The sequence below is a fragment of the Limnohabitans sp. B9-3 genome (assembly GCF_002778325.1).
Taxonomy (GTDB): domain Bacteria; phylum Pseudomonadota; class Gammaproteobacteria; order Burkholderiales; family Burkholderiaceae_C; genus Limnohabitans; species Limnohabitans kasalickyi.
In genome coordinates this window covers 269,360-291,906 of sequence record NZ_NESI01000001.1, presented here as the reverse complement: position 1 = coordinate 291,906, position 22,547 = coordinate 269,360, and the positions used below count along the sequence as shown (strand labels likewise).

The following is a 22,547-nucleotide window of genomic DNA, read 5'->3' as shown; positions in this document are numbered from 1 at the left end:
CATGACGACCTCCCGCACCAGCATCAACTGGTTTTATTACGCAGCACCGCAAAACTTTTACGGCCTGGCTGCCAAGCTTTGGCCTTGGTGCGCGGCCTTGGGGTCGTTGTTGGGGTTGGCGGGCTTGTGGCTGGGCTTTGCTGTGGCCCCTACCGACTTTCAGCAAGGCGAGGGCTACCGCATCATCTTTGTGCATGTGCCTGTTTCTTGGATGTCGATGGTCGTTTACTTGGCCATGGCGTTTTGGAGCATCTTGGGGCTCACCTTCAACACCCGTTTGGCTGGCATGATGACCCGCGCTTTGGCACCCACGGGCGCTTTGTTCGCCTTTTTATCGCTCTGGACAGGGGCCTTGTGGGGCAAGCCCATGTGGGGCGCTTGGTGGGTGTGGGATGCCCGACTCACCTCGGAGTTGATCCTTTTCTTCTTGTATTTGGGCTACATCGCCTTGACCTCCGCCATTGATGACACCCGTCGTAGCGACCGTGCTGGCGCATTGATCGCCATTGTGGGTGCCATCAACGTGCCCATCATTTACTTCTCGGTGAAGTGGTGGAACACCTTGCACCAAGGTGCGTCGGTGTCGCTCACGCAAGCGCCCAGCATGGCCCAAACCATGTTGTGGGGCATGCTGCTGATGGCCTTGGCGTTTTGGGCTTACACCGTGGCCTTGGTGCTGTACCGCGTGCGCACGCTGATCTTGCAGCGTGAGGGCCACACGGCTTGGGTGCAGGCCTTGTCCGAAGTCAAGCCAACAACCGGAGCCGCAGCATGAGGTGGGAAAGTTGGTCGCAGTTTTGGGCCATGGGCGGCTATGCCGTTTATGTGTGGGGCAGCGTGGGCGTGACCGCCTTGCTGATGGCGTTTGAAGTTTGGCAAGCAGGCGCGGCGCGCCGTGCCGTGTTGGCGCAATTGCGTGATGAGCAAGCGGTGGCCCAGTTGCCTGTTGAGGAGTTGATGTGATGAAACCCAGAACCAAACGCTTGGCGTGGATTGCGGGCGGCATTGTGGTGCTCTGCGCTGCAGCGTTTTTTGTGCTGAATGCCTTCCAAAGCAATTTGGTTTTTTTCTTCACCCCGACACAAGTCAGCAACGGTGAGGCGCCCAAGGGCCGCACTTTCCGTGCGGGCGGCATGGTGAAGGAAGGCAGCTTGGTGCGTGAGGGCAACACGGTCCGTTTTGTCATCACCGACACCGAAAAAGAAATGCCAGTCACGTTTGTGGGCCTGTTACCCGATTTGTTCAAAGAAGGCCGTGGCGTGGTGTCACAAGGCAAACTGGGCGATGACGGTGTATTTGTGGCCAGCGAAGTGCTGGCCAAGCACGATGAAAATTACATGCCTCCAGAGGCCAAGCACGCCCTCGACCAAGCGGCTGCTGCCAAAGCCGCCCAGTCGCTCAAAACCAACCCGTGAGCCCACCATGATTCCAGAGCTAGGTAATTTCGCATTGATGTTGGCCACGGTGATGGCCTTGGGGCAGGGCATTTTGCCGCTCACTGGCACCTTGGTCGCCAACCCACAAACCCAAATCACCTTGCAATCCTTGGCCCGCCCTGCGGCGGCCTTGCAATTTGCGCTGGTGGCCTTTGCGTTTGGCGCTCTGGCGACGTCATTTTTGAGCAACGATTTTTCAGTACTTTACGTCTCTCAGCATTCCAATTCGCTGCTGCCCAAACCCTATCAGTTTGCGGCTGTGTGGGGCGGTCATGAAGGCTCGCTCTTGCTGTGGGTCTTCATGCTCGCGCTGTGGTCGGTGGCGGTGGCCTTGTTCTCGCGCAGCTTGCCACTGGACATGGTGGCCCGTGTGTTGGGCGTGTTGGGCCTGATTTCAGTGGGCTTTTTGCTGTTCATCTTGGCCACCTCTAACCCCTTTGAGCGTTTGCTGCCTGCGGCACCCGATGGGCGCGACTTGAACCCCTTGCTGCAAGACCCTGGTTTGGTGATCCACCCGCCCATGCTCTACATGGGCTATGTGGGCATGTCGGTGGCGTTTGCCTTCGCGGTAGCCGCTTTGTTGAGCGGACGTTTGGACGCCGCTTGGGCCCGCTGGTCACGTCCTTGGACGGTGATTGCTTGGGCCTTTTTGACCTTTGGCATTGGTTTGGGCTCATGGTGGGCCTATTACGAACTTGGCTGGGGCGGTTGGTGGTTTTGGGACCCGGTTGAAAACGCCTCGCTCATGCCTTGGCTCGTGTCCACAGCCTTGATCCATTCTTTGATGGCCACTGAAAAGCGCGGCAGCTTCAAAGCGTGGACGGTGTTATTGGCGATTGCGGCGTTTTCGCTGTCCTTGCTGGGCACGTTCTTGGTTCGCTCGGGTGTGTTGACCTCAGTGCATGCTTTTGCGACCGACCCCAAACGGGGTGTGTTTGTGTTGCTGTTTTTAGCCGTGGTGGTGGGCACGTCGCTCACGCTGTTTGCTTGGCGTGCACCGCGCGTCACCTTGGGTGGCCGCTTGGAGTTGGTGTCGCGTGAGTCGTTTTTGTTGGCCAACAGCGTGTTGATGGTGGTGGCCACAGGGGCCGTGTTGTTGGGCACGATTTACCCGCTCATCATTGATGCCTTGAATCTGGGTAAATTGTCCGTGGGACCCCCTTATTTCAACGCGGTGTTTGCACCGCTGCTGGTGCCGGCCATCTTTTTGATGATTCCGGGCTCGGTGGCGCGTTGGCGTGATGCCAAGGTGGCTGAGATCGCCCACAAATTGCGCTGGACCGCCTTGGGTGCCTTGTCGCTGGGCATTGGCTTACCCTTCTTGCTGGGCACATGGTCTTGGGGATCCGCTTTGGGCTTGTCCCTCGGCGCGTGGGTGGCCTTGGGCACCATGCAACAAGTACTTGAACGACTGCGCAAGCCAGGGCGCATTGGCGCGTCGTTCTGGGGTCAGCAAATTGCGCACTTTGGCATGGCTGTGCTGGTGGTGGGCGTGACCGGCGTGAAGTCTTACGAAGTCGAACGCGATGTGCGCATGCATGTGGACGACGTGGTCACCATCGCGCCTTACACCTTCCGTTTGAAGTCGCTCGATGACGTCATGGGCCCGAACTACAAAGCCACCCGTGCTGACGTGGAAGTGTTGCGCGATGGTCAGTTGTTGGAAGTGTTGCAACCTGAAAAGCGCCGCTACTTTTCGTCGGCCATGCCCATGACTGAGGCAGCCATTGATTCAGGCTTCATGCGCGACTTGTATGTGTCCTTGGGTGAACCTTTGAACGAGGCCCGCACCGAGTGGAGTGTGCGCGTGTACTTCAAGCCGTTTGTGCCCTGGCTATGGGCAGGGGTGTTGCTGATGGTGTTGGGCGGCGTGTTGGCGGCGGTGGACCGTCGGTACCGCAAATAAGTCGCAGATTTCACATCGTATTGTTATGAAAAAATTTCTGATTCCTTTGGGATTGTTCTTGGGTTTGGTGGTGTTTTTGGCGGTCGGTTTGAAATTAGACCCCCGCGAAATCCCCTCCCCATTGGTCAACAAACCCGCACCTGAATTCAGCTTGCCCACGTTGTCGGGGGACGCCACGTTCTCGCCCAAAGACATGCTGGGTCAGGTGTGGATGTTCAACGTGTGGGCCACTTGGTGTGTGGCGTGTCGTGAAGAGCACCCAGTGCTGGTCGCTTTTGCGCAGAAAAACAGCCTGCCCATTGTGGGCCTGAGCTACAAAGAAATCCAGCCCCAAGACGCGGCCGCCAAAGCCTCTGACGATGTGAAGCTGCAACTGGCGCGTGAACGCAGCGTGGTTTGGCTCAAGCGTCATGGCAACCCCTACGTCACCTCTGTGATGGATTTGGACGGTCGTGTGGGCATCAACTACGGTGTTTACGGCGTGCCTGAGACTTACATCATCGACAAACAAGGCGTGATTCGCTACAAGCGCGTGGGCGTGGTCACGCCGCAACTGTTGGCTGACAAAATCTTGCCCTTGATCGAGGTGCTGAACAAATCATGAGCTACGTTTATTCTTTGAGGCGTGGGTGGGTTTTGGCTGTTCTTGCGATGTGTGCTTTCACAGTGTCGGCTCAGGTGGCTTCGCCTCAAATGCCAATGGCTGTGCCAGCGACGGGTCAAGTCCGTGAAGCCGCACCGATGGCCGATGACCCCAAATTGGAAGCCCGCTTGGTCGATATTTCCCAAGAACTGCGTTGTTTGGTGTGCCAAAACGAGTCCTTGGCAGCATCGAATGCGGAACTCGCCCAAGATTTGCGCCGCGAAGTGCGCGACTTGATTCGCCAAGGCAATACCGACCAAGAAGTGAAAGACTTTTTGGTGGCCCGCTACGGCGACTTTGTGTTGTATCGGCCCGAAGTCAAACCCTTGACTTGGGTGCTGTGGTTTGGCCCGTTTGTATTGCTGTTGGTGGCCGCTGTGCTGATGGGTGTTTATTTACGCCAGCGTCGCCAGCAGGTGCAGCCTGCGCCCTTGAGTGAGGCAGATCGCGCCCGTGCGCAGAAAATTTTGAAGGCTTGATGTGAACCCTGCTTTGACCTTTATTGTCTTGGCCGTTGGCCTGATTGCCATCGTGCTGGGGGTGCTGTGTGTGGCGCTGTGGCGTGGCGCACAAGCCGGTGCGCTAGCCGCCCAAGCGCGTGATGCTGCCCGCGACAACCCCGCACTCGCCAACGCCGCTGTGTACCGTGACCAGTTGGTCGATTTAGAGCGCGAGCACGCCTTAGGCAATTTGAATGACCAAGAACTGCAAATCGCCCGCGACGAGTTGAGCCAACGTTTGCTCGACGACTTGGGTCCCGCTGAGCTTGAGCAGCCGCATCGCAAGTTGGTCGTGGCAGCGCCGCGTCAACCTTGGGTCTTGTTGACTTCGATCATTGTTTTGGTGCCGGTGCTGTCGTTGGCGATGTACAGCCTCATCGGCCAACCAGAAGCCTTAGACCCGTTGGCCTTGAAGCAGGGCCTCGGCAATGAGGAACAGGTGACACCCGAAAAACTCGCCACCATGGCTGCTTCTTTGTCGCGTCGTTTGGAAGACGAACCCAACAACGTGGATGGCTGGGTCATGCTGGCGCGCGTTCAGCGCGCGCTGGGGCAATACGCGCTCACCAGCCAATCGTTGCGCAAAGCGCTGGCCTTGAGTCAAGACGACAACTTGGCCATTGATCTGGCTGAAGCGCTGGCGCAGCAAAACGGGGGTGACTTTGCCGGCGAGCCATGGGCCATCATTCGGCGCGTGCTCAAGGCCGACCCGCGTCATCTCAATGGTTTGTTTTTGGCTGGCAGTGCGTCGTACAGCGAATCCAACTACGGGGACGCTTTGAGTTTTTGGGAGCGCGCCCGCGAGGGGGTGAACGCCGATTCGCCCGATGCACCTGAACTGGAACGTGCGATCTCGGAGGCTCGCTCTAAGTTAGGACTCTCGCCCAGCACGCCAAGCGTTTCCAGTCCCGCTGTGAAGGCTGCCCCTGAAGCTCAAATTCGTGGTCGCGTGAGTTTGGGTCCTGAGTGGGTGGGCAAGGTGGGGCCTCAAGACACCGTGTTTGTGTATGCCACCGCGGTCAGCGGCTCCCGCATGCCTGTGGCGATTGTGCGCACCACGGCCGCAGCATTGCCATTTGATTTTGTGTTGGACGACAGCACGGCGATGAACCCCAGCGCCAAGCTTTCCAGCATGGGTGAGGTGACCGTGCGGGTGCGTGTGTCCAAGAGCGGCCAAGCTGTGCCGCAACCGGGCGATCTGACAGGCAGTGTGAGCCCCGTCAAGCTCGGCAGCAGCAACCTGAGTTTGATCGTCAAAGACGTACAGCCTTGATGGCACACGCTGCCATGCGGCCCGGGTCTGATCAGGATCGAATCTGAGCCCCAGGTTTAGATCGCGCTGCCCATAAAAAATCCCCGCTAGGCGAAAGCCGTAGCGGGGATTTTTTTGACCTGAGGTAAGTTCCCTCAGTCCTGACGAACAGGGCCTTACAGCAGACCGTGTTGACGCGCAAAGTGCAAGGTTTGGGTGCGGCTTTTCACATCCAAACGACGGAACAGCCGCCACAGGTGAACCTTGACCGTGTGCTCGCTGATGTCGAGTTCGGCGGCAATGTCGCGGTTGCTCAACCCACGGTCAAGCATGACGATGAGTTGCTTTTGACGCTTGGACAACTTGGTTTCACCCACCACCACGGTTTCTTCGTCGCCGCCTTCAGCCGCAAACAAACCTTGAATAGCCGACGAAATTTCGGGGGCAGGTGTTGATTTTTCGAGGTACAGATCGGCACCGGCTTCGATGCACGTTTCTTCGGCTTCGCCAGCGGGCATGGAGGAGATCACGACCAGCGGAACTTCGCCATACATGGTTTTGACTTCGCGCACGGCGCTTGTGCCTTTGACGCCAGGCAATAACAAATCGAGCACAAACAACTCTGGGTCACCATTCTTAATGATGGCTGCCTGCAGTTCACTGAATTTTTCTAGTTCAACGACCTTGGCCGCAGGGCGCATGCGACGCAGCAACATGGCGATCGCTTGGCGTACCAAAGGATGGTCATCGATGATGTACAAACTCATTTTTTATTACTCCAACAAATATCTTAGTAGTTTAGCCCCATGGCGTCGCGTACATCGCGCATGGTCTCGCGCGCAGTGATGCGTGCTTTTTCTGTACCTGCGTCGACGATATCACGAACGATTTTAGGATTAGCGATGAAGGGTTCGGCACGTTCCAGCATGGGCTGTTGCTCGCGCAGCATGGCGTCAATGATGGGTTGCTTACATTCTAAGCAACCAATACCCGCTGTTTTGCAGCCTTGGGTCACCCATTGGCGCTGGTTCTCGTCCGAATAAACCATGTGAAATTGCCACACGGGGCATTTGTCAGGGTTGCCCACGTCGGTGCGTTTGACGCGAGCGGGGTCGGTGGGCATGCGCTTGACTTTGTGCTCCAGCGTGGCGCGGTCTTCGCGGATGGCAATCGCGTTGTTGTAGCTTTTGCTCATCTTGGCGCCGTCCAAGCCTGGTAACTTACTGGCTTCGGTCAACAAGGCTTGTGGCTCGGGCAAGATGACTTTGCCGGTGCCTTTGAAATAGCCTTCTAAGCGCTCGCGGTCTTGGCTGTCGAGTTCGACGGCGCTTGCCAAATAGCCCAAAGCGCCTTCTGCGGCCTTGGCGTCACCCGTTTCTTGGTAAGTTTTGCGTGCTTTTTCGAAGCGTTTGACGCTGTCTTTGGGCAGTTTGGCCAAGCTGGTCTGCACTTTGGCTTCGGCGTTGGTTTCACGGCCGTAGAGGTGGTTGAAACGGCGCGCGGCTTCGCGGGTCAACTCTACGTGGCTGGACTGGTCTTCACCTACCGGCACGTACTTGGCCTTGTACATCAGAATGTCGGCGGCTTGCAGCAGGGGGTAGCCCAAAAAGCCGTAAGTGGACAAGTCTTTGTCCTTGAGCTTTTCTTGCTGGTCTTTGTAGGTGGGCACGCGCTCCAACCAGCCCAGCGGTGTGCCCATGGCCAAGAGGGTGAACAACTCGGCATGCTCGGGCAAGCGGCTTTGTAAAAAGATGGTGCATTGGTTGGGGTCTAGGCCCACGGCTAGCCAGTCGATGACCATCTCGTACACGTTTTTCTCGATCACCTCGCGGCTTTCATAATGCGTGGTCAGGGCGTGCCAGTCAGCGACAAAGTAGTAGCAATCCATCTCGGACTGCAGGCGTACCCAGTTTTTCAGAGCGCCGTGGTAATGGCCCAAGTGCAGCGCGCCAGTAGGGCGCATGCCGGAGAGAACGCGTTCTTTCATATGTCAGGACTTCAGTAAAAATTCAAGGGGGCTGAGCAGCAAGCGCAACAGTTCAAAGGTCACCGCCATCAGGGGCGCCATCCAAAAGGTGTTGATGAAGCCCATCACCACCAAGGCCATGACGATGTAAAAGCCCCAAGGCTCTACTTTGGACAGCCACACGGCCTGTTTCCAAGGCAGCAGGCCGACCAAGATGCGCCCGCCATCGAGCGGGGGCAAAGGAAACAGGTTGAAGGCGAACATGACGGCATTGACTTTGATGCCCGCTTTGGCGACTTCTAAAAAGAAGCGCTCTTGCACCCCTGCGCCTGCCAAGGCGTAAATCACTACACCCCACATCAGCGCTTGCAATAAATTGGACACAGGGCCAGCCAACGCGACCCAAATCATGTCGCGTTTGGGGTGGTTCAAGTTGCCAAAGCGCACGGGCACGGGGCGGGCATAGCCAAACAAAAAGTTACCGCCCGTGGCTAAAAACAGAACCACAGGCATCACCAAGGTGCCCATGGGGTCGATGTGCGGCAAGGGGTTGAGGGTGACACGGCCCATCATCCACGCGGTGTTGTCACCTAAGCGGTGCGCCACGTAACCATGCGCCGCCTCGTGCAACGTGATGGCAAACACCACGGGCAAGGCATAAATCAAAATGGTTTGAATCAGGTCAGGAAAATTCACCCAACAATTGTCGCATTGAAAGCCCTTAGCCCCCTCTGGACGGGGCCTAGCGCACGCAGTAGAAATACACCTCTTCGTAATTCACGTCGACGTGACCCCGCACAGGGCTTGGGTTGCGCATGTCGGGTGCCAGTACACGGTTGCTGGACATGGCCCACACCTTGTGGTCCAGCGAAACGCCGTTGTTCCAATCGCCCATGATGGACAAGAATTCATACTCATCTTGGGTGGGTAGCCGCGCTTTGATCAAGGTACAAGAGCGTTCTGCGATCTGTGGTGTGGGCGCCTTGTTGATGGGCGAGCCCGCCGTGCCGATCAAGACCAAGGTTTTTTCACCCATGACCACAGCCGTTGGAAAGGTGGTGCGCTGAAAGTGCCGAACCATCTCAGCTGCGATCAAGGACATCACGTTCTCGGGCTTGCCTTGGGCCTGAAAGCTCACCGAGTTGCCGCCATGAATCTCCACGTGCACGGTCACCACCAAATCGCCTTTGCAGCCCGGGCCGTAAGCGTAGGTGCCCCACACAAAGCCCGACAACGCTGCCAACTGCTGGTTGCTGATGACGCCATTGCGCGGGTTTTCTCGCAGTGTTTTGAGCACCTCGTTCAGTGGCGCTGGATTGAAGAATTGCAAGCGAATGTCTTTGGGGCTGAAGCCCAGGTACATGCGGTCCAAGTAAGCCTTCAAGCTGGCTTCCAAGGTGATGTCCATGCGCGTGCCGGTCGTGGCCAAGCTGCGGTTTTTGTCTACCAGGCTGTCAATGGCGAGCAAAGCGTCTAAGCCCTCGGGCGTCGAGGCGCCCATGCGCATGAGGTCTTTGAGCTGAGAGGTGATTTCGCTGACTTGTGCGCTACGACTGCTGGCGTAGGCATCCTCGTATTGGCACAGGTCTTGGCCTTTGATGAAGAGCACGGTGGGCCACAGGTGGGTTGTGGTTTGCGCCCAAGTTGAGCTGGCCGCAAAACTCAGTGAAAGTAGAAAGAGGCGTAAGCCTTGGCAGATCGTCATGGCTGGGTTCCTCTGGAATATCAGCCAACCATTTAACGCTCAAAATCCCAAAATGTCGAGCGGGCCACGTCCTTGGCGAATCACTTCAGGGTCGCCTCCGCTGGACATCGGCGTTAAATCAACCACGGTGGTGGGCGCCAGCGCACAGGCACCCGCGTCGATGACGGCGGCCAGTTCGTGTTCAAAGCGGTCGCGAATTTCTTCGGCGTCGTTCAAGGGCTCCGTCTCGTCGGGCGGAATCAAGGTGGTGGCCAAGAGGGGCGCGCCGTGTAGTGCCAGAAGGTCGAGCAAGGTGCGGTTCAGAGGCACGCGCAGCCCAATGGTTTTGCGCTGCGGGTGGCTGACACGCCTCGGCACTTCTTTGGTGGCTTCCAAAATGAAGGTGTAGGCACCAGGCGTGGCGGCTTTGAGCAAGCGGTATTGCCGGTTGTCGACCTTGGCGTAATTCGCCAGCTCAGACAGGTCGCGACACATCAAGGTCAGGTGATGTTTGTCATCGACTTGGCGAATGCGGCGCATGTGCTCCACCGCCGCTTTGTCGTCCAAGTGGCAGACCAAGGCATAGCTGGAGTCGGTGGGCACGGCCAGCACACCGCCGCGCTCGAGCAACGCAACGGCCTGCTTGAGCAAGCGGGGCTGCGGGTTATCGGGGTGCACTTGGAGAAACTGGGCCATACCAACTCACACCCGTTGGGCCTTTTGGTTTTCGCGTTGGGTGAGCCAGCCTGCGCCTAAGCCGCACAGAGCAATCAGCAGCATACCCACCATGGCAATGCGGTCGGGCACATCGCCGAACACCCACCAGCCGCCCAACGTGGCAAAGCCAATGCTGCTGTACAAAAATGGTGTGACGTTGGCTGCAGGTGCCTTTGAGAAAGCGACGATCAACAAATAATGCCCCAAAGTGCCGGCAAAGCCAATCAAGCACATCAGCAGCCATTGCGTGCGGGTGAGGTCGGTCGTCCATGCGCTGAGTACCAAGACCGAGGCGATGGCAAAGCCCACCCAGCCGGTGTAGATGTGCATGGTGACGGGGCTTTCGGTCTTGGCCATGTAGCTGGTCAGCGTTTGAAAGCTGGCATAGGCGACCACCATGGTCAGCGGTAGCCAAGCCGCGCTGGTGTCCATGCTGCCGCCGGGACGCACGATCAGCAGTGCGCCGCCCAAGCCGCCCATCACAAACAGCCAGCGCCAACGCGAGACATGTTCTTTCATCACAAATCGGGCCAAAAACGTGACGGCCAGCGGGGTCAGCATGGCGATGGCACTGAACTCGGCCACAGGCATGCGCTGCAAACTGGCAAAGCCGAGCACGCTGCAAATGAGCAGTAGCAGCCCCCGCAGCATTTGCAATTTGAAGCTGGCCGTGTGAAACATGCGAAGGCCACGACGTGGCCACATCACGGCCGTGGTGGCCACGGCTTGGAAGGTGTAGCGAAACCACAGCACCATCAGCAAGGGCACGCTGGCGATCAAAAACTTATTGGTGGTGTCCAGTACCGCAAAGCACGCCATGGCAATCACGGCGTAGGTCATGCCAGCGAAAGCGCCGGGAGCGGGTGGTTTCATCACTGGATGCGGTGGGCCAGCGCATCCCACACGGGGGTGAGCTGCCCTGGCAACCAAGGCAAGGTGCCCAAGTCGATGCGACTCTCATCAGGGCTGTGAAAATCGCTGCCGCGGGATGCGAGTAAATTGAACTCACGGGCCATGTCCGCGTATTCCACGTATTCGGGCACGGTGTGGCTGCCGGTCACCACTTCGACACCTTGGCCGCCGTGGGCTTTGAACTCGGTGAACAAGGCGTACTCTTCGTTGGCCGTGAAGTCGTAACGTCCGGGGTGGGCGATCACCGCAATCCCTTGGGCCTCGGTGATCCATTGCACCGCGTTTTTGAGCGTGGCCCAGCGGTGCGGCACAAAGCCCGGTTTGCCTTCGGTCAGGTAATTGCGAAACACCTCATGGGTGTCTTGGCAGGCGCCGCTTTCGACCAAGAAACGCGCAAAGTGGGTGCGCGAAATGAGCTCGGGGTTGCCCACAAATTTGAGCGCGCCTTCAAAGGCACCATGGATACCGACTTTGGCCAAGCCTTCAGCCATTTCTTGGGCGCGTTCGCTGCGTCCGCCGCGTGTGTTGTGCAGGCCTTGGATCAAGGCCGCGTTGGTGTGGTCAAAGCCCAAGCCGACGATATGCACGGTCTTGTTGGCAAACGTGACGGAAATTTCAGTGCCAGTGAGGTATTTCATGCCCTGCGCCTGTGCCGCCGCAATGGCGCGAGCTTGGCCACTGATTTCGTCATGGTCGGTCAAAGACCACAACTCGACGCCGTTGGCCTTGGCACGCGCGGCGAGTTGCTCGGGGGTCAGGGTGCCGTCCGACATCACGGAGTGACAGTGCAGATCGGCGTTCAGGATAGAAGTGCTCACGGTTTCAATTGTAGGCGCGGCAAGGCGGAACGTGCATTCGCGGTGGTGACAGCGGCCAGCTCGGTCAGCGAAATGCCACGCAAATCAGCCAACACTTGGGCGATGCGTGGCAACTCTGCCGGCTCGTTGCGGCCTTGGGGCGTGCCGGCCGCGCGTTGCTCGGCCGTGGCGTAGAGCCAATGTGGGGGAATGTCGGGGGCATCGGTTTCGAGCACCAGCGCAGACAGCGGCAGTTCTGTGGCCAAGCGTCGCAATTGCAAGGCGCGCTCGTACGTCAATGCGCCGCCAAACCCCAGCTTGAAGCCCAAGGCGATGAAGGCCTGCGCCTGCTGCAAGCTGCCGTTGAACGCATGGGCAATGCCGCCCACCACACGGGTTTGACGCAAGCCTTGCAGGAGCCAGTCGGCAGAGCGGCGCACATGCAGGATCACGGGCAGTTGGTGGCGTTGTGCGAGTTTGAGTTGTGCGGTGTAAAAACGCCGTTGTTGCGCTAAGGCATCGGGGGTGTTGAGGCTGGGCACAAAGCCATCCAAGCCAATTTCGCCCACCGCGACCAAACGGGGGTCGTCTTTGTTGGCGTGCAAAGCAGCGTCGAGTTGGGCTAAATGCTCCGTCGTGGCTTGCGGGGTGAACAGCGGGTGAATGCCCAAGGCGTAATGGTCATCTTGGGCATGGGCCAAGTCGCGTACGGTTTCAAAATTGCCCGCCGCAACAGCGGGGATCACGCAATGCGCAACCCCAGCTGCGCGAGCGCGTTGGCGCATGGCGCTACGGTCAGGGTCAAACTCGGCGGCGTCTAGGTGGCAGTGCGTGTCAATCCAAGGCATGAGGCACAGCGTACCAAACCCGAGAAGGCGCGCCAGCCGTGACGGCGCTGAGGTGAGTTAACGCGACGGTACCCAGTTGCCGCCCAAGGCGAACACCGAGTTCGGTGCATTGACTTTGAACGTTGCCTTGTCGCGTTGCGTAAAAATGCCGCGTTTGTTGGCAGGGCGAAGTTCGACATTTGCCCCTTTGGCCAGCGTTTCTTGCATCAGCTGGTGCAACGTAATGGACGACAGGTGATCCACCATTTTTTGGTTCAGGTTGTCCCAAAGATCGTGGGTCAGCAAACTGCTGCCATCGACGCCCTCTTGTTGGTAGGGTTTGCTGCTGCCATCTGCATCCACTGCGCCGATGATGTCGGCCACGGTGACCGCTTGGGCGTGTCGGGCTAAGGTGTAGCCGCCTCCTGGGCCGCGGGTGCTTTCGACGAGCGAAGCTTTGCGCAATTTGCTGAACAGCTGTTCCAAGTAAGACAGCGAGATGTGTTGACGTGCGCTGATGGCGGCCAAGGCCACGGGACCTTGGGTCTCGCGCAATGCCACATCGATCATGGCGGTGACGGCAAATCTGCTTTTGGTACTTAAACGCATCTCAAACTCCTTTGTTCGATACAAGCCAAAAATGCTTGATGGACGAACTTTAAGCTGGAAAACACTTCGTGTAAATTCGTATTTTTGATTTAATAGCTTCGTTAAAAACGAACAATCAGCACATTAGCGATGAATTTCAAGCACCTCTACTATTTTTGGGTCACGGCCCGTGCCGGCGGCGTGATGCGTGCCGGCGAGCAGCTGCACACCACCCCCCAAACCCTGTCAGGTCAAATCAAATTGCTGGAGGACAGCTTAGGCCGGCAGTTGTTTCGAAAAAATGGCCGCCAATTGGAGTTGACCGACGCTGGGCGGACCGCGTTGGGCTACGCCGATGGTATTTTTAACTTAGGCGCGGAGCTTCAAAATGCCATGCGCCAAGCCAACAATGAGACCCAAATCTTAGATTTTCGGGTCGGTGTGGCCGATTCTGTGGCCAAGTCAGTCGCGTACCGCTTGTTGGAACCTGCCATGTCGATGGCACAGCCCGTGCGCTTGATTGGCAGCGAGGGTAAGTTTCCTGATCTTTTGGCCCAGTTGGCCCTGCACCGCCTTGACTTGGTGATTGCCGATGAGCCGCTGTCACGGCGTATCAGTGTGAAAGCCTTCAACCATGCCTTGGGCACCACGCCCATGAGCTTTTTCTGCACACCCGCCCTCAAAGCGTCGTTGCAAGGGGAGTTTCCACAATGCTTGCACAACGCCCCCATGCTGATTCAGGGCGCTGCCTCCTCGGTGCGTCAGCAGTTAGAGGGCTGGCTGGCCAAGCACCACCTGCACCCTCGGGTGGTGGGCGAGTTTGACGACGGAGCGTTGATGACCGCTTTTGGGCGTGAAGGCCGCGGTGTGTTCATGTCACCCACGATCTTGGAAGATGAAACCGTGGCGCATTACGGCGTGGAGGTGCTGGGCCGTAGCGACGAGTTGGTGGAGGAGTTTTTTGCGGTGTCGGTGGAGCGACGCATCAGCCACCCGTGTGTGGCGGCCATTACGCAAAACGCGCGTGGGCGTTTGTTCAATGGCTAATCCAGTGTCCCGCGACGCAGTGTTTTAAGCGTAAGCGTGCAAACGACCGCGTCGGTCGTACGTGGTCAACACCACCGGCGCTGTGCGGTGTGCGGGCCCAATTTGGCTTTGGTAGGCGTTGATGCGCTCAGCCGCGAACTGGATGTGCACGCTGTGACGCCATTGGTCGTAGGTGCGGCGGCGTTCGGGGCACGACAAGATTTCGTAGGCTTTGTTCAGACCGGCCATCACCGAACCGTCCATCGCGCGGTGCGCTTGGCGATCGGGGTGGTGACGCAATGCCAATGCACGGTAGGCCGCCCGAATCACCTCGGGGGCTGCCGCGGGGGCCACGCCCAGCACTGCGTAAAAGTCTTTAAATCCGTCCATGTAACGAATTAGACACTAAAAACGCTACAAAGTACTACTAAGTAGTAAATTTAATTGAAATTGTTAACTTTGTTGTTTCATTGCGACAGTTGGCCGAGGCTGAGTTGTAGCTGCCGGTCACAGCGGGCGGCCAAGCTGGCGTCGTGGGTGACCAGCACAAAGGCGGTGCCTTGGTCACGGGCCAGTTGCAGCATTAGGGCGAACACTTGGTCGGCGGTGTGCCGGTCGAGGTTGCCTGTGGGCTCGTCGGCCAGCACACACGCTGGGCGGGTGACCAAGGCGCGCGCAATGGCCACGCGTTGACGTTCGCCACCCGACAACTCGGAGGGGCGGTGGTGCAGGCGTGCGCCCAAGCCCACAGCCTCCAACATGGCTTGCGCTTGCGCGCTGGCGGCTGCGCGGTCCATTCGGCGGATCCACAGCGGCATCGCCACGTTGTCGAGCGCGGTGAATTCGGGTAAGAGGTGATGAAACTGGTAAACAAAGCCCAAATGCTGGTTGCGCAAATCGCCCAGCTCGGTGGCGCTCAGGCCCTGCAAATCGCGGCCCATGAGCGACACGCGTCCGGTGCTGGGCGTGTCCAAGCCGCCCAACACATGCAGCAGCGTGCTTTTGCCCGAGCCCGAGGTGCCGACGATGGCCACGGTTTCGCCTGCGTGAATGTCGAGGTGAATGTTTTGCAGCACCGTCACATCCAGAGGGCCTTCCGTGAAACGGCGGCTCAGGTTGCGGGCAGTCAACACGGGTGGGGTGGCAGACATGGCGTGGTTCATGGCGCTGGGTTCGTTATTCATAGCGCAGCGCCTGTGCGGGGTTGATGCGGCTGGCGCGCCAGCTCGGGTAAATCGTGGCCACAAAAGCCATCGCCAACGAAATTAAGGCGATGGGCCAAATGTCGGCGGCTTGTGGGTCGCTGGGCATGCGGCTGATGAGGTAAATGTCACGCGGCAAAAAGCTCGCACCCAGCGCGTTTTCAATGGCGGGCACGATGACGTCGATGTTGCAGGCCACGCCCCAGCCCATCAGCAATCCACCCAAGGTGCCCAGCACGCCAACGGTTGCGCCTTGGACCACAAAAATGGCCATGATGCTGCGCGGGCTGGCACCCAAAGTGCGCAAGATGGCGATGTCGGCGCGTTTGTCGGTCACCGTCATGACCAAGGTGGTGACGAGGTTGAACGCCGCCACCGCCACGATCAGGGTGAGGATGATGAACATCATGCGTTTTTCAACCTGTACCGCTGCAAACCAGGTGCGGTTTTGGCGGGTCCAATCGCGCACGATCACGTCTGGGCCGAAGCTCACGGCCAATTCACTGGCCACGCTGCGCGCTTGTTGGCCGTCTTTGAGTTTGAGGCGCACGCCGCTGGGCGCTTCAAGGCGGAAGATGCGCTGCGCGTCCTCGATGTGCATCAGCACCAAGGTGGCGTCGTATTCGTAATGGCCGGAGTCGAACAGACCGGCCACATTCAATTGTTTCAATCGTGGCATCACGCCCGCAGGTGTCACTTGACCGCCGGGTGCCACCAACGTCACGCGGTCGCCCACGCGCACGCCCAAGGCATGGGCCAGTTCGCCGCCCAGCACCACGTTGAAGCTGCCCGCCGTCAAGGCGCTTCGAACGTCTGGGGGCAATTGCAGGGTGAAGTCGGTCACTTGGGTTTCGAGTTCGGGCTCAATGCCGCGCACCAAGGCACCGCGCATGTCGTCGCCACGCGCCATCAAGGCTTGCTGCGCCACAAATGGTGCGGCGGCTACGACCGATGCGTTGCGATTGGCTTGGGCCATGACCGCATTCACATCGGCAAAGCCTTCGCCACCCGTCGAGAGCAATTCAATGTGGGCCACCACGGCCAGCATGCGGTCGCGCACCTCTTTTTGAAAGCCGTTCATCACGCTCAACACGATGATGAGGGCTGCCACGCCTAGCGCGATGCCCAGCATGGACACGCCGGAGATGAAGGAAATAAAGCCATTGCGTCCAGCCACTCGGCCCGCACGCGTGTAGCGCCAGCCGATGAGAAGTTCGTAGGGGAGTTTGGAGGAGGTGCTGTTCATGACGAGCGTCATTGTGTCACTGGGCTGATTGCTCCCATGGCGCACCGCATGCGCGGGTGTCGACCAACCTCGCTGGGCTGTCCATCACGGACAATCAGGCCCATGCCCCTTGAGATTTTTGATTCCCCGCGCCCCACCACGCTGCTGCCGTTCTCGCTTTGGTCGGCCCAAGGCCCCGAAGCGGGTGTCTTGGCCCAGCAAGCGCTGCCCCACCTGCGTCAATGGCTGACGTTGTCCCAACGCGTGGCGGTGGCGGTTGACGCGCCTGCTGAACCCTTGCTCGCCACCTTGACGCCCCCGCATGAGCGGGCTTGGGGGCAGCTTTTGGGTTGGCCGATGGTGGATGGCGGGTTGCCTTGGGCCGCGCGTGCGGCGGCAAAGCAGGTTTTGGCTGCAACCCACGCCCACTCAGGCGCTGCATATCAAGCCCCAGAGACTCACACCCATGAGGCATCGCCCGTGTCGCCTTCTGCTTGGGCCTTCATCAGCCTGTGCAATTGGCACGTCAGCAACGGCCAAGTGACCTTGGGCGACCCCGCGCATTTGGCGCTAGACGCCGACACCGATGCCCTCTTGTTCAAGGCCATGCAGCCGTTTTTTGCGGAAGACGGCATTGAGCTCTTTCCCTACAAACCCGGCCAATGGCTGGCGCGATCTCCCTTATTTGAAGAGCTGCGCACGGCGAGTTTGGATCGCGTGATTGGCCGCAATATCGACCCGTGGTTGGTGGGCTGCGAAACAGGGGTTGAGCGTTTGAGCCCCGCGGCACAGCTGGTGCGTCGTTTACAAAACGAAATGCAAATGTTGCTCTACACCCACCCCGTCAACGACAACCGCCGTTTGACCATCAACTCCTTTTGGGTGCACGGCACGGGTGCTTTTCCAGATGCAAAGCTTGTGCGTCACGCGCCCAACGTGGTTCAGACCCTGCGCAGCAGCGCCTTGCAGCAAGACTTCATCGGTTGGCTGGAAGCGTGGCAATCGGTGGATGCCGAGGTCATCGCCCCCTTGTTGGCGCGCGTGGCAGCGGGTGAGCCCCAGCGTTTGGTGCTGTGCGGCGAACAAAAATTTCAGGTGTTCGACAGCGCCGCACCCAGCCTTTGGCAACGCGTGCGCCAGCGCTTCGCCCCGATTTCTTTAGACACTGTGTTGGCCGTTGCGCCCTTGAAAGACTAAGCCCCATGCAATTCATTCCCCGTGACATGCCGCCACGCAGCATTTGGGCCCTTGAGCAAGCGGGTGTGCACCCCTTGCTGGCGCGTTTGTATGCAGCGCGTGGCATCAGCCAAGCCACCACCCTTGACGTGGCGCTGGCGCATTTGCTGCCCCCCACCAGCTTGAAGGGCATCGAAGCCGCCGCCGTGTTGCTGGCCGATGCCATGGCCGCCGACAAAAAGCTCTGCATCGTGGCCGACTATGACTGCGATGGCGCCACCGCCTGCGCCGTTGCCGTGCGTGGCCTGCGCTTGCTGGGCGCACGTCAGGTGAGCTACATCGTGCCCGACCGCGTGGTTGACGGCTACGGCCTCACGCCCCCGATTGCCGAGCGCGTCAAAGCCAGCGGCGCGGATGTGCTTATCACCGTGGACAACGGCATCGCCAGCGTCGACGGCGTGGCCACGGCCCGAGCCTTGTGCTTGCAAGTGCTGGTGACCGATCACCATTTGCCTGCCGCCGTGATGCCCGAGGCCGACGCCATCGTCAACCCCAACCAGCCCGGTTGCACCTTCGAGAGCAAGTCGCTCGCCGGTGTGGGCGTCATGTTTTATGTGCTGCTGGTGTTGCGTGCGGAGTTGCGCAAGCGCGGTGTGTTCACCGCCGAACAGCAGCCCAAGCTCGACACCTTGTTGCCCTTGGTGGCTTTGGGCACCGTGGCCGATGTGGTCAAGCTCGACGCGAACAACCGCCGTTTGGTGGCGCAAGGTTTGGCGCGTGTGCGCAAGGGGCAAATGCCCGCTGGCATGAGCGCTTTGTTTGTCGCCTCAGGCCGTCAAAGCGCGACTTGCACGTCGCAAGACTTTGGTTTCGCTTTGGGCCCACGCATCAATGCCGCAGGCCGCTTGTCCGACATGACGCTGGGCATTGAGTGCCTCACCACCGACGATGTGGGCCGTGCCACCGAATTGGCCACCCAGCTTGACCGCATCAACCGCGAGCGTCGCGAGATTGAAGGCGACATGCGCGAGCAAGCGCTTGAACTCGCACAAGACATGCTCGACCCCGAAGAGGAGCCACCCTCGGCCCTGTGCGTGTTCGACCCCGACTTTCACGAAGGCGTGGTCGGCATCGTGGCCTCCAAGCTCAAAGATTTGCACCACCGCCCCACGTTTGTGTTCGCGCCCAGTCAAGCTGCCGGCAAGGGGCATGAGCTCAAAGGGTCTGGGCGCTCGATTCCGGGCTTTCATTTGCGCGATGCCCTCGACTTGGTGGCCAAGCGTCACCCAGGCGTGTTGCTGCGTTTTGGCGGGCACGCCATGGCCGCAGGCTGCACCTTGGAAGAGGACAACCTCGCCACCTTTGAAGAAGCCTTGCAGCAAGTCGCCGCTGAGTGGCTGGACGCGGCCACCTTGCAACGTCGCTTAGAAACCGATGGCCCCTTGTTGGCCGAGTACCGCCGACCAGAGCTGGCCGACACACTGGCCCGCGAGGTGTGGGGCCAAGGCTTTGCGCCGCCCACCTTCAGCGAAAACATTGAGGTGTTGAGCCAGCGCTTGGTGGGCGAGAAACATTTGGCGTTGAAGCTGCGCCACCAAGGTCAGCCCGTGGATGGCATTTGGTTTGGTCGCGTGGACCCGCTGCCTGCCGTGGCGCACTTGGCCTTCCGTCTTGAAGCCGACGAATGGCAAGGCAACAAGCGCGTGCGCTTTGTGATTGAAGGCATGGCCGAGTAAAGAAAGAACCACATGGCGACCAAGAAAAAACTCCAACTCCCCGAAGTCAATTTCTCCGATTACGGCGACACCCGTTATCTGCATTTGGGCACCCCGTGGGTACAAGGCTCGATGAACATTGACAAGCCTTTTGACATTGATCTGGAATACGTGCAACGCATGATGGCGTGGCTGTTGTTTGTGGACATCGACCAAGTGGGCAAGCGCCACGCCATGCAGCTTGGCTTGGGCTCGGCGGCGTTGACCAAGTTTTCGTTCAAGCAATTGCGCATGAAAACCACGGCGATCGAGATCAACCCGCAAGTCGTGGCCGCGTGCCGCCTGTGGTTCAAGCTACCCGCCGACAGCGCCAAGCTGCAAGTGGTGTTGGGCGACGCCGCCGAGGTGGCCAAACACGACCACTGGCGCGGCCAGATTGATGCCTTGCAGGTCGATTTGTACGACCATGACGCTGCCTCGCCCGTGCTCGACAGTGCCGAGTTTTACGCCGATTGCCGTCAACTCTTGACCGATGACGGTTGCATGACCGTCAACCTGTTTGGCCGCAGTTCCAGCTTTGACCAGAGCGTGGAAAAGATGGCGGCTGCTTTTGGTGCAGATGCGCTCTGGGCCTTCAAACCCACGCGTGAGGGCAACACCATTGTGTTGGCGCAACGCTCGCCCACATCGGTCAAACGCGCTGAATTGATGGACCGTGCCGAGGCGATTCAAGCCCGTTGGCCTAGCCTGCCAGCGACCAAGTGGTTGCGGGTTTTCAAACCCTTGAAGCCCACATGATCTAGGGTTTACCCCTTGTCGCTCAGGTTTCAAAAGTAGGTGTAACCCACATCTCCCGTCTGGCTTTAGCCCCTCACAATTTGCGCACTTTCGCAGTTTTGTTTGAGGAGACGAAATGATCAAAAGTCAAAAAGACTTTTTCTCCGGCCTGATGTTCGCATTGGTCGGTGGTGGCTTTGCCTGGGGCGCCACCAGTTACACGGTCGGTACCGGTGCTCGCATGGGCCCTGGCTACTTCCCCCTATTGCTGGGCGTTTGTTTGGCTGTATTGGGTGCCTTCATCATGTTTTACTCGTTCGTCGAGCACACAAAAGACGGCGACAAAGTGGGCAAGTTCGCTTGGAAACCCATTGTGTTCGTGCTGGGTGCCAACGTGGCCTTTGGTATTTTGTTGGGCGGTTTACCCCGCTTTGGCGTGCCATCGATGGGTTTGATCTTGGCGATTTATGCCTTGGTCATCATTGCCAGCAAAGCCGGCGACACCTTTTCGCTGAAGGAAGCGCTGATTTTGGCCACGATCTTGTCAGTCGGTAGCTACTTGGCTTTCATCATGCTGCTGAAATTGCAGATGCCCGTGTGGCCTACTTTCATCACTGGCTGAGCTCAGGAGTAAAAAAATGGATTTGCTTTCAAACCTCTCATTGGGTTTTGGTGTGGCGTTCACGCCCATCAACCTCATGTATGCCTTGGTCGGCTGTATCTTGGGCACGCTCATTGGCGTGTTGCCAGGCATTGGCCCCGTGGCGACCATCGCCATGTTGCTGCCCGCCACTTACGCGCTGCCCCCTGTGTCGGCGCTGATCATGTTGGCCGGTATTTACTACGGCGCCCAATACGGTGGCTCCACCACCGCGATTTTGGTGAACTTGCCGGGTGAATCGTCGTCGGTGGTCACCACCATTGACGGCTACCAAATGGCCCGCAAAGGTCGAGCAGGCCCCGCTTTGGCGGCTGCTGGCTTGGGTTCGTTCTTCGCCGGTTCGGTGGGTACCTTGATCTTGGCTGCCTTCGCGCCGCCTCTGACAGAACTCGCGTTCAAGTTCGGCCCTGCCGAATACTTCTCCCTCATGATCTTGGGCTTGGTCGGCGCGGTGGTGTTGGCTTCGGGCTCTTTGCTCAAAGCGATTGCCATGATCGTGTTGGGCCTCTTGATGGGCTTGATCGGTACCGACGTGAACTCTGGTGTCGCGCGATTCAGCTTTGACATCCCTGAACTCACCGACGGTGTGGGCTTTGTGGTGGTGGCGATGGGCGTGTTCGGTTACGGCGAGATCATTTCGAACTTGTCGCGTCCCGAAGATGAGCGCGAAGTGTTCACGGCCAAGGTGGAAGGTTTGTTCCCCACCAAGGAAGATTTCGTCAACATGATGCCTGCTGTGCTTCGCGGTACAGCGCTCGGTTCATTGCTGGGCGTGCTGCCTGGTGGCGGTGCGTTGTTGGCTGCGTTTGCGGCTTACACCATCGAGAAGAAAACCAAGTTGCGTCCTGGCGAAGTTCCATTTGGTCAAGGCAACATCCGTGGCGTTGCTGCTCCTGAAGCGGCCAATAACGCCGGTGCACAAACCTCGTTCATCCCCTTGCTCACTTTGGGTATTCCACCTAACGCCGTGATGGCTTTGATGGTGGGTGCGATGACCATCCACAACATCCAGCCCGGCCCACAGGTGATGACCAGCAACCCCGAGTTGTTCTGGGGTCTGATCGCCTCGATGTGGATTGGTAACTTGATGCTCGTCATCTTGAACTTGCCTTTGATTGGCATGTGGATCAAGTTGTTATCTGTGCCTTACCGTTTTCTGTTCCCTGCCATCGTGCTGTTCTGCGCGATTGGTGTGTACTCAACCAACAACAACACCTTTGACATCTGGATGGTCGCGGCCTTTGGCTTTGTGGGCTATTTGTTCGTCAAGCTGGGTGTGGAGCCTGCGCCTTTGTTGCTGGGCTTCATCTTGGGCCCCATGATGGAAGAGAACCTGCGTCGTGCCTTGTTGCTGTCGCGTGGTGACTGGACCGTGTTTGGTACCCGTCCTCTGTCTGCTGGTTTGCTGGCGGCTGCGGCCTTGCTCTTGGTGATCGTGCTCCTGCCGTCCATCAAGTCCAAGCGCGAAGAGGCCTTCGTGGAAGATTGATTCTGTTCATTCAGTTTTGACTTTTAAAACGGCACCTTCGGGTGCCGT

At 58.7% G+C, this 22,547-nt stretch carries 25 protein-coding genes; 13 read left to right on the top strand and 12 right to left on the bottom strand.

All coding sequences use genetic code 11. The features are described from left to right. Position 1: 1 nt before the first annotated feature. Genes ccmC through ccmI form a run of 7 tightly spaced genes read left to right on the top strand, consistent with a single transcriptional unit; the run spans position 2 to position 5,758 of the window. Positions 2-775, top strand: coding sequence for a heme ABC transporter permease CcmC (ccmC, locus tag B9Z42_RS01435; RefSeq protein WP_100131550.1), 774 nt, complete (start codon positions 2-4; stop codon positions 773-775). Beyond that, positions 772-963: a heme exporter protein CcmD gene (gene ccmD, locus B9Z42_RS01430; RefSeq protein WP_100131549.1), complete on the top strand. Its 192-nt coding sequence runs from the start codon at positions 772-774 to the stop codon at positions 961-963. The genes ccmC and ccmD overlap by 4 nt, the downstream gene beginning before the upstream one ends. Then, positions 963-1,415, top strand: coding sequence for a cytochrome c maturation protein CcmE (gene ccmE, locus B9Z42_RS01425; protein ID WP_100131548.1), 453 nt, complete (start codon positions 963-965; stop codon positions 1,413-1,415). Before ccmD ends, ccmE begins: the two co-directional genes overlap by 1 nt. Positions 1,416-1,422: 7 nt before the next feature. Then, the gene (locus tag B9Z42_RS01420; protein ID WP_100131547.1) at positions 1,423-3,342 is read left to right on the top strand and encodes a heme lyase CcmF/NrfE family subunit; all 1,920 of its coding nucleotides are present in this window, start codon (positions 1,423-1,425) and stop codon (positions 3,340-3,342) included. A 25-nt stretch (positions 3,343-3,367) separates the two neighbouring features. Beyond that, positions 3,368-3,946 (top strand): DsbE family thiol:disulfide interchange protein, encoded by a 579-nt coding sequence (locus B9Z42_RS01415; protein WP_100131546.1) that lies wholly within the window; start codon positions 3,368-3,370, stop codon positions 3,944-3,946. 47 nt (positions 3,947-3,993) lie between these two features. Then, positions 3,994-4,464, top strand: a complete 471-nt coding sequence (locus B9Z42_RS01410) for a cytochrome c-type biogenesis protein (protein WP_233203477.1) — start codon at positions 3,994-3,996, stop codon at positions 4,462-4,464. A gap of 13 nt (positions 4,465-4,477) precedes the next feature. Continuing rightward, complete coding sequence (gene ccmI / locus B9Z42_RS01405) at positions 4,478-5,758, top strand: c-type cytochrome biogenesis protein CcmI (RefSeq protein ID WP_158235883.1); 1,281 nt, start codon at positions 4,478-4,480, stop codon at positions 5,756-5,758. Positions 5,759-5,913: 155 nt separating this feature from the next. Here ccmI and B9Z42_RS01400 read toward each other — a convergent pair whose 3' ends face one another. The 9 genes from B9Z42_RS01400 to B9Z42_RS01360 are packed head-to-tail and all read right to left on the bottom strand — an operon-like array spanning position 5,914 to position 13,249. Next, entirely contained in the window at positions 5,914-6,504 is a 591-nt protein-coding gene (locus B9Z42_RS01400) for a LuxR C-terminal-related transcriptional regulator (protein WP_100131544.1), read from the bottom strand. Positions 6,505-6,527: 23 nt separating this feature from the next. Next, positions 6,528-7,724 (bottom strand): tryptophan--tRNA ligase, encoded by a 1,197-nt coding sequence (locus B9Z42_RS01395; RefSeq protein ID WP_100131543.1) that lies wholly within the window; start codon positions 7,722-7,724, stop codon positions 6,528-6,530. Between the two features lie 3 nt (positions 7,725-7,727). Then, positions 7,728-8,399 carry a site-2 protease family protein gene (locus B9Z42_RS01390; RefSeq protein WP_100131542.1) on the bottom strand — a complete coding sequence of 224 codons (672 nt, stop codon included), beginning with the start codon at positions 8,397-8,399 and terminating at the stop codon, positions 7,728-7,730. Positions 8,400-8,445: 46 nt separating this feature from the next. Beyond that, positions 8,446-9,408, bottom strand: a complete 963-nt coding sequence (locus tag B9Z42_RS01385; protein WP_100131541.1) for a hypothetical protein — start codon at positions 9,406-9,408, stop codon at positions 8,446-8,448. A 39-nt stretch (positions 9,409-9,447) separates the two neighbouring features. Continuing rightward, positions 9,448-10,083: an L-threonylcarbamoyladenylate synthase gene (locus B9Z42_RS01380; protein ID WP_100131540.1), complete on the bottom strand. Its 636-nt coding sequence runs from the start codon at positions 10,081-10,083 to the stop codon at positions 9,448-9,450. A gap of 6 nt (positions 10,084-10,089) precedes the next feature. Further along, positions 10,090-10,977: a DMT family transporter gene (locus B9Z42_RS01375; RefSeq protein WP_100131539.1), complete on the bottom strand. Its 888-nt coding sequence runs from the start codon at positions 10,975-10,977 to the stop codon at positions 10,090-10,092. Then, a complete protein-coding gene (locus B9Z42_RS01370; RefSeq protein ID WP_100131538.1) occupies positions 10,977-11,834 on the bottom strand; it encodes a 3',5'-nucleoside bisphosphate phosphatase in 858 nt (285 codons plus the stop codon). The genes B9Z42_RS01375 and B9Z42_RS01370 overlap by 1 nt, the downstream gene beginning before the upstream one ends. Then, positions 11,831-12,661, bottom strand: a complete 831-nt coding sequence (locus B9Z42_RS01365) for a TatD family hydrolase (RefSeq protein ID WP_100131537.1) — start codon at positions 12,659-12,661, stop codon at positions 11,831-11,833. Before B9Z42_RS01365 ends, B9Z42_RS01370 begins: the two co-directional genes overlap by 4 nt. A gap of 57 nt (positions 12,662-12,718) precedes the next feature. Continuing rightward, on the bottom strand, positions 12,719-13,249 hold the full coding sequence (locus tag B9Z42_RS01360) for an Rrf2 family transcriptional regulator (RefSeq protein ID WP_100131536.1): 531 nt from the start codon (positions 13,247-13,249) through the stop codon (positions 12,719-12,721). A gap of 129 nt (positions 13,250-13,378) precedes the next feature. Between B9Z42_RS01360 and nhaR the strand changes: the two genes are divergently transcribed. After that, entirely contained in the window at positions 13,379-14,275 is an 897-nt protein-coding gene (gene nhaR, locus B9Z42_RS01355; RefSeq protein WP_100131535.1) for a transcriptional activator NhaR, read from the top strand. Between the two features lie 24 nt (positions 14,276-14,299). Here nhaR and B9Z42_RS01350 read toward each other — a convergent pair whose 3' ends face one another. From B9Z42_RS01350 to B9Z42_RS01340, 3 genes are all read right to left on the bottom strand, one after another. Continuing rightward, entirely contained in the window at positions 14,300-14,644 is a 345-nt protein-coding gene (locus B9Z42_RS01350; RefSeq protein WP_100131534.1) for a J domain-containing protein, read from the bottom strand. Positions 14,645-14,721: 77 nt separating this feature from the next. Continuing rightward, positions 14,722-15,438, bottom strand: a complete 717-nt coding sequence (lolD, locus tag B9Z42_RS01345; protein WP_100131533.1) for a lipoprotein-releasing ABC transporter ATP-binding protein LolD — start codon at positions 15,436-15,438, stop codon at positions 14,722-14,724. Continuing rightward, positions 15,431-16,702 (bottom strand): lipoprotein-releasing ABC transporter permease subunit, encoded by a 1,272-nt coding sequence (locus B9Z42_RS01340; RefSeq protein ID WP_100131807.1) that lies wholly within the window; start codon positions 16,700-16,702, stop codon positions 15,431-15,433. Before B9Z42_RS01340 ends, lolD begins: the two co-directional genes overlap by 8 nt. Before the next feature lie 102 nt (positions 16,703-16,804). Here B9Z42_RS01340 and B9Z42_RS01335 point away from each other — a divergent pair, with 102 nt between their 5' ends. From B9Z42_RS01335 to B9Z42_RS01315, 5 genes are all read left to right on the top strand, one after another. Continuing rightward, complete coding sequence (locus B9Z42_RS01335; RefSeq protein ID WP_100131532.1) at positions 16,805-17,878, top strand: hypothetical protein; 1,074 nt, start codon at positions 16,805-16,807, stop codon at positions 17,876-17,878. 5 nt (positions 17,879-17,883) lie between these two features. Beyond that, positions 17,884-19,593 (top strand): single-stranded-DNA-specific exonuclease RecJ, encoded by a 1,710-nt coding sequence (recJ, locus tag B9Z42_RS01330; RefSeq protein WP_100131531.1) that lies wholly within the window; start codon positions 17,884-17,886, stop codon positions 19,591-19,593. A gap of 12 nt (positions 19,594-19,605) precedes the next feature. Next, on the top strand, positions 19,606-20,370 hold the full coding sequence (locus tag B9Z42_RS01325; RefSeq protein ID WP_100131530.1) for a spermidine synthase: 765 nt from the start codon (positions 19,606-19,608) through the stop codon (positions 20,368-20,370). A gap of 115 nt (positions 20,371-20,485) precedes the next feature. Beyond that, a complete protein-coding gene (locus B9Z42_RS01320; RefSeq protein WP_100131529.1) occupies positions 20,486-20,971 on the top strand; it encodes a tripartite tricarboxylate transporter TctB family protein in 486 nt (161 codons plus the stop codon). Positions 20,972-20,987: 16 nt separating this feature from the next. After that, on the top strand, positions 20,988-22,499 hold the full coding sequence (locus B9Z42_RS01315) for a tripartite tricarboxylate transporter permease (RefSeq protein WP_100131528.1): 1,512 nt from the start codon (positions 20,988-20,990) through the stop codon (positions 22,497-22,499). The last annotated feature ends 48 nt before the right edge of the window (positions 22,500-22,547 follow it).

What these genes read in the sequence shown, in the direction of transcription:
- ccmC (WP_100131550.1), top strand. Translation starts at nt 2, where the DNA reads ATGACGACCTCCCGCACCAGCATCAACTGGTTTTATTACGCAGCACCG.
- ccmD (WP_100131549.1), top strand. Translation starts at nt 772, where the DNA reads ATGAGGTGGGAAAGTTGGTCGCAGTTTTGGGCCATGGGCGGCTATGCC.
- ccmE (WP_100131548.1), top strand. Translation starts at nt 963, where the DNA reads ATGAAACCCAGAACCAAACGCTTGGCGTGGATTGCGGGCGGCATTGTG.
- B9Z42_RS01420 (WP_100131547.1), top strand. Translation starts at nt 1,423, where the DNA reads ATGATTCCAGAGCTAGGTAATTTCGCATTGATGTTGGCCACGGTGATG.
- B9Z42_RS01415 (WP_100131546.1), top strand. Translation starts at nt 3,368, where the DNA reads ATGAAAAAATTTCTGATTCCTTTGGGATTGTTCTTGGGTTTGGTGGTG.
- B9Z42_RS01410 (WP_233203477.1), top strand. Translation starts at nt 3,994, where the DNA reads ATGTGTGCTTTCACAGTGTCGGCTCAGGTGGCTTCGCCTCAAATGCCA.
- B9Z42_RS01400 (WP_100131544.1), bottom strand. Translation starts at nt 6,504, where the DNA reads ATGAGTTTGTACATCATCGATGACCATCCTTTGGTACGCCAAGCGATC.
- B9Z42_RS01395 (WP_100131543.1), bottom strand. Translation starts at nt 7,724, where the DNA reads ATGAAAGAACGCGTTCTCTCCGGCATGCGCCCTACTGGCGCGCTGCAC.
- B9Z42_RS01385 (WP_100131541.1), bottom strand. Translation starts at nt 9,408, where the DNA reads ATGACGATCTGCCAAGGCTTACGCCTCTTTCTACTTTCACTGAGTTTT.
- B9Z42_RS01380 (WP_100131540.1), bottom strand. Translation starts at nt 10,083, where the DNA reads ATGGCCCAGTTTCTCCAAGTGCACCCCGATAACCCGCAGCCCCGCTTG.
- B9Z42_RS01375 (WP_100131539.1), bottom strand. Translation starts at nt 10,977, where the DNA reads ATGAAACCACCCGCTCCCGGCGCTTTCGCTGGCATGACCTACGCCGTG.
- B9Z42_RS01365 (WP_100131537.1), bottom strand. Translation starts at nt 12,661, where the DNA reads ATGCCTTGGATTGACACGCACTGCCACCTAGACGCCGCCGAGTTTGAC.
- B9Z42_RS01360 (WP_100131536.1), bottom strand. Translation starts at nt 13,249, where the DNA reads ATGCGTTTAAGTACCAAAAGCAGATTTGCCGTCACCGCCATGATCGAT.
- nhaR (WP_100131535.1), top strand. Translation starts at nt 13,379, where the DNA reads ATGAATTTCAAGCACCTCTACTATTTTTGGGTCACGGCCCGTGCCGGC.
- B9Z42_RS01350 (WP_100131534.1), bottom strand. Translation starts at nt 14,644, where the DNA reads ATGGACGGATTTAAAGACTTTTACGCAGTGCTGGGCGTGGCCCCCGCG.
- lolD (WP_100131533.1), bottom strand. Translation starts at nt 15,438, where the DNA reads ATGAATAACGAACCCAGCGCCATGAACCACGCCATGTCTGCCACCCCA.
- B9Z42_RS01340 (WP_100131807.1), bottom strand. Translation starts at nt 16,702, where the DNA reads ATGAACAGCACCTCCTCCAAACTCCCCTACGAACTTCTCATCGGCTGG.
- B9Z42_RS01335 (WP_100131532.1), top strand. Translation starts at nt 16,805, where the DNA reads ATGCCCCTTGAGATTTTTGATTCCCCGCGCCCCACCACGCTGCTGCCG.
- recJ (WP_100131531.1), top strand. Translation starts at nt 17,884, where the DNA reads ATGCAATTCATTCCCCGTGACATGCCGCCACGCAGCATTTGGGCCCTT.
- B9Z42_RS01325 (WP_100131530.1), top strand. Translation starts at nt 19,606, where the DNA reads ATGGCGACCAAGAAAAAACTCCAACTCCCCGAAGTCAATTTCTCCGAT.
- B9Z42_RS01320 (WP_100131529.1), top strand. Translation starts at nt 20,486, where the DNA reads ATGATCAAAAGTCAAAAAGACTTTTTCTCCGGCCTGATGTTCGCATTG.
- B9Z42_RS01315 (WP_100131528.1), top strand. Translation starts at nt 20,988, where the DNA reads ATGGATTTGCTTTCAAACCTCTCATTGGGTTTTGGTGTGGCGTTCACG.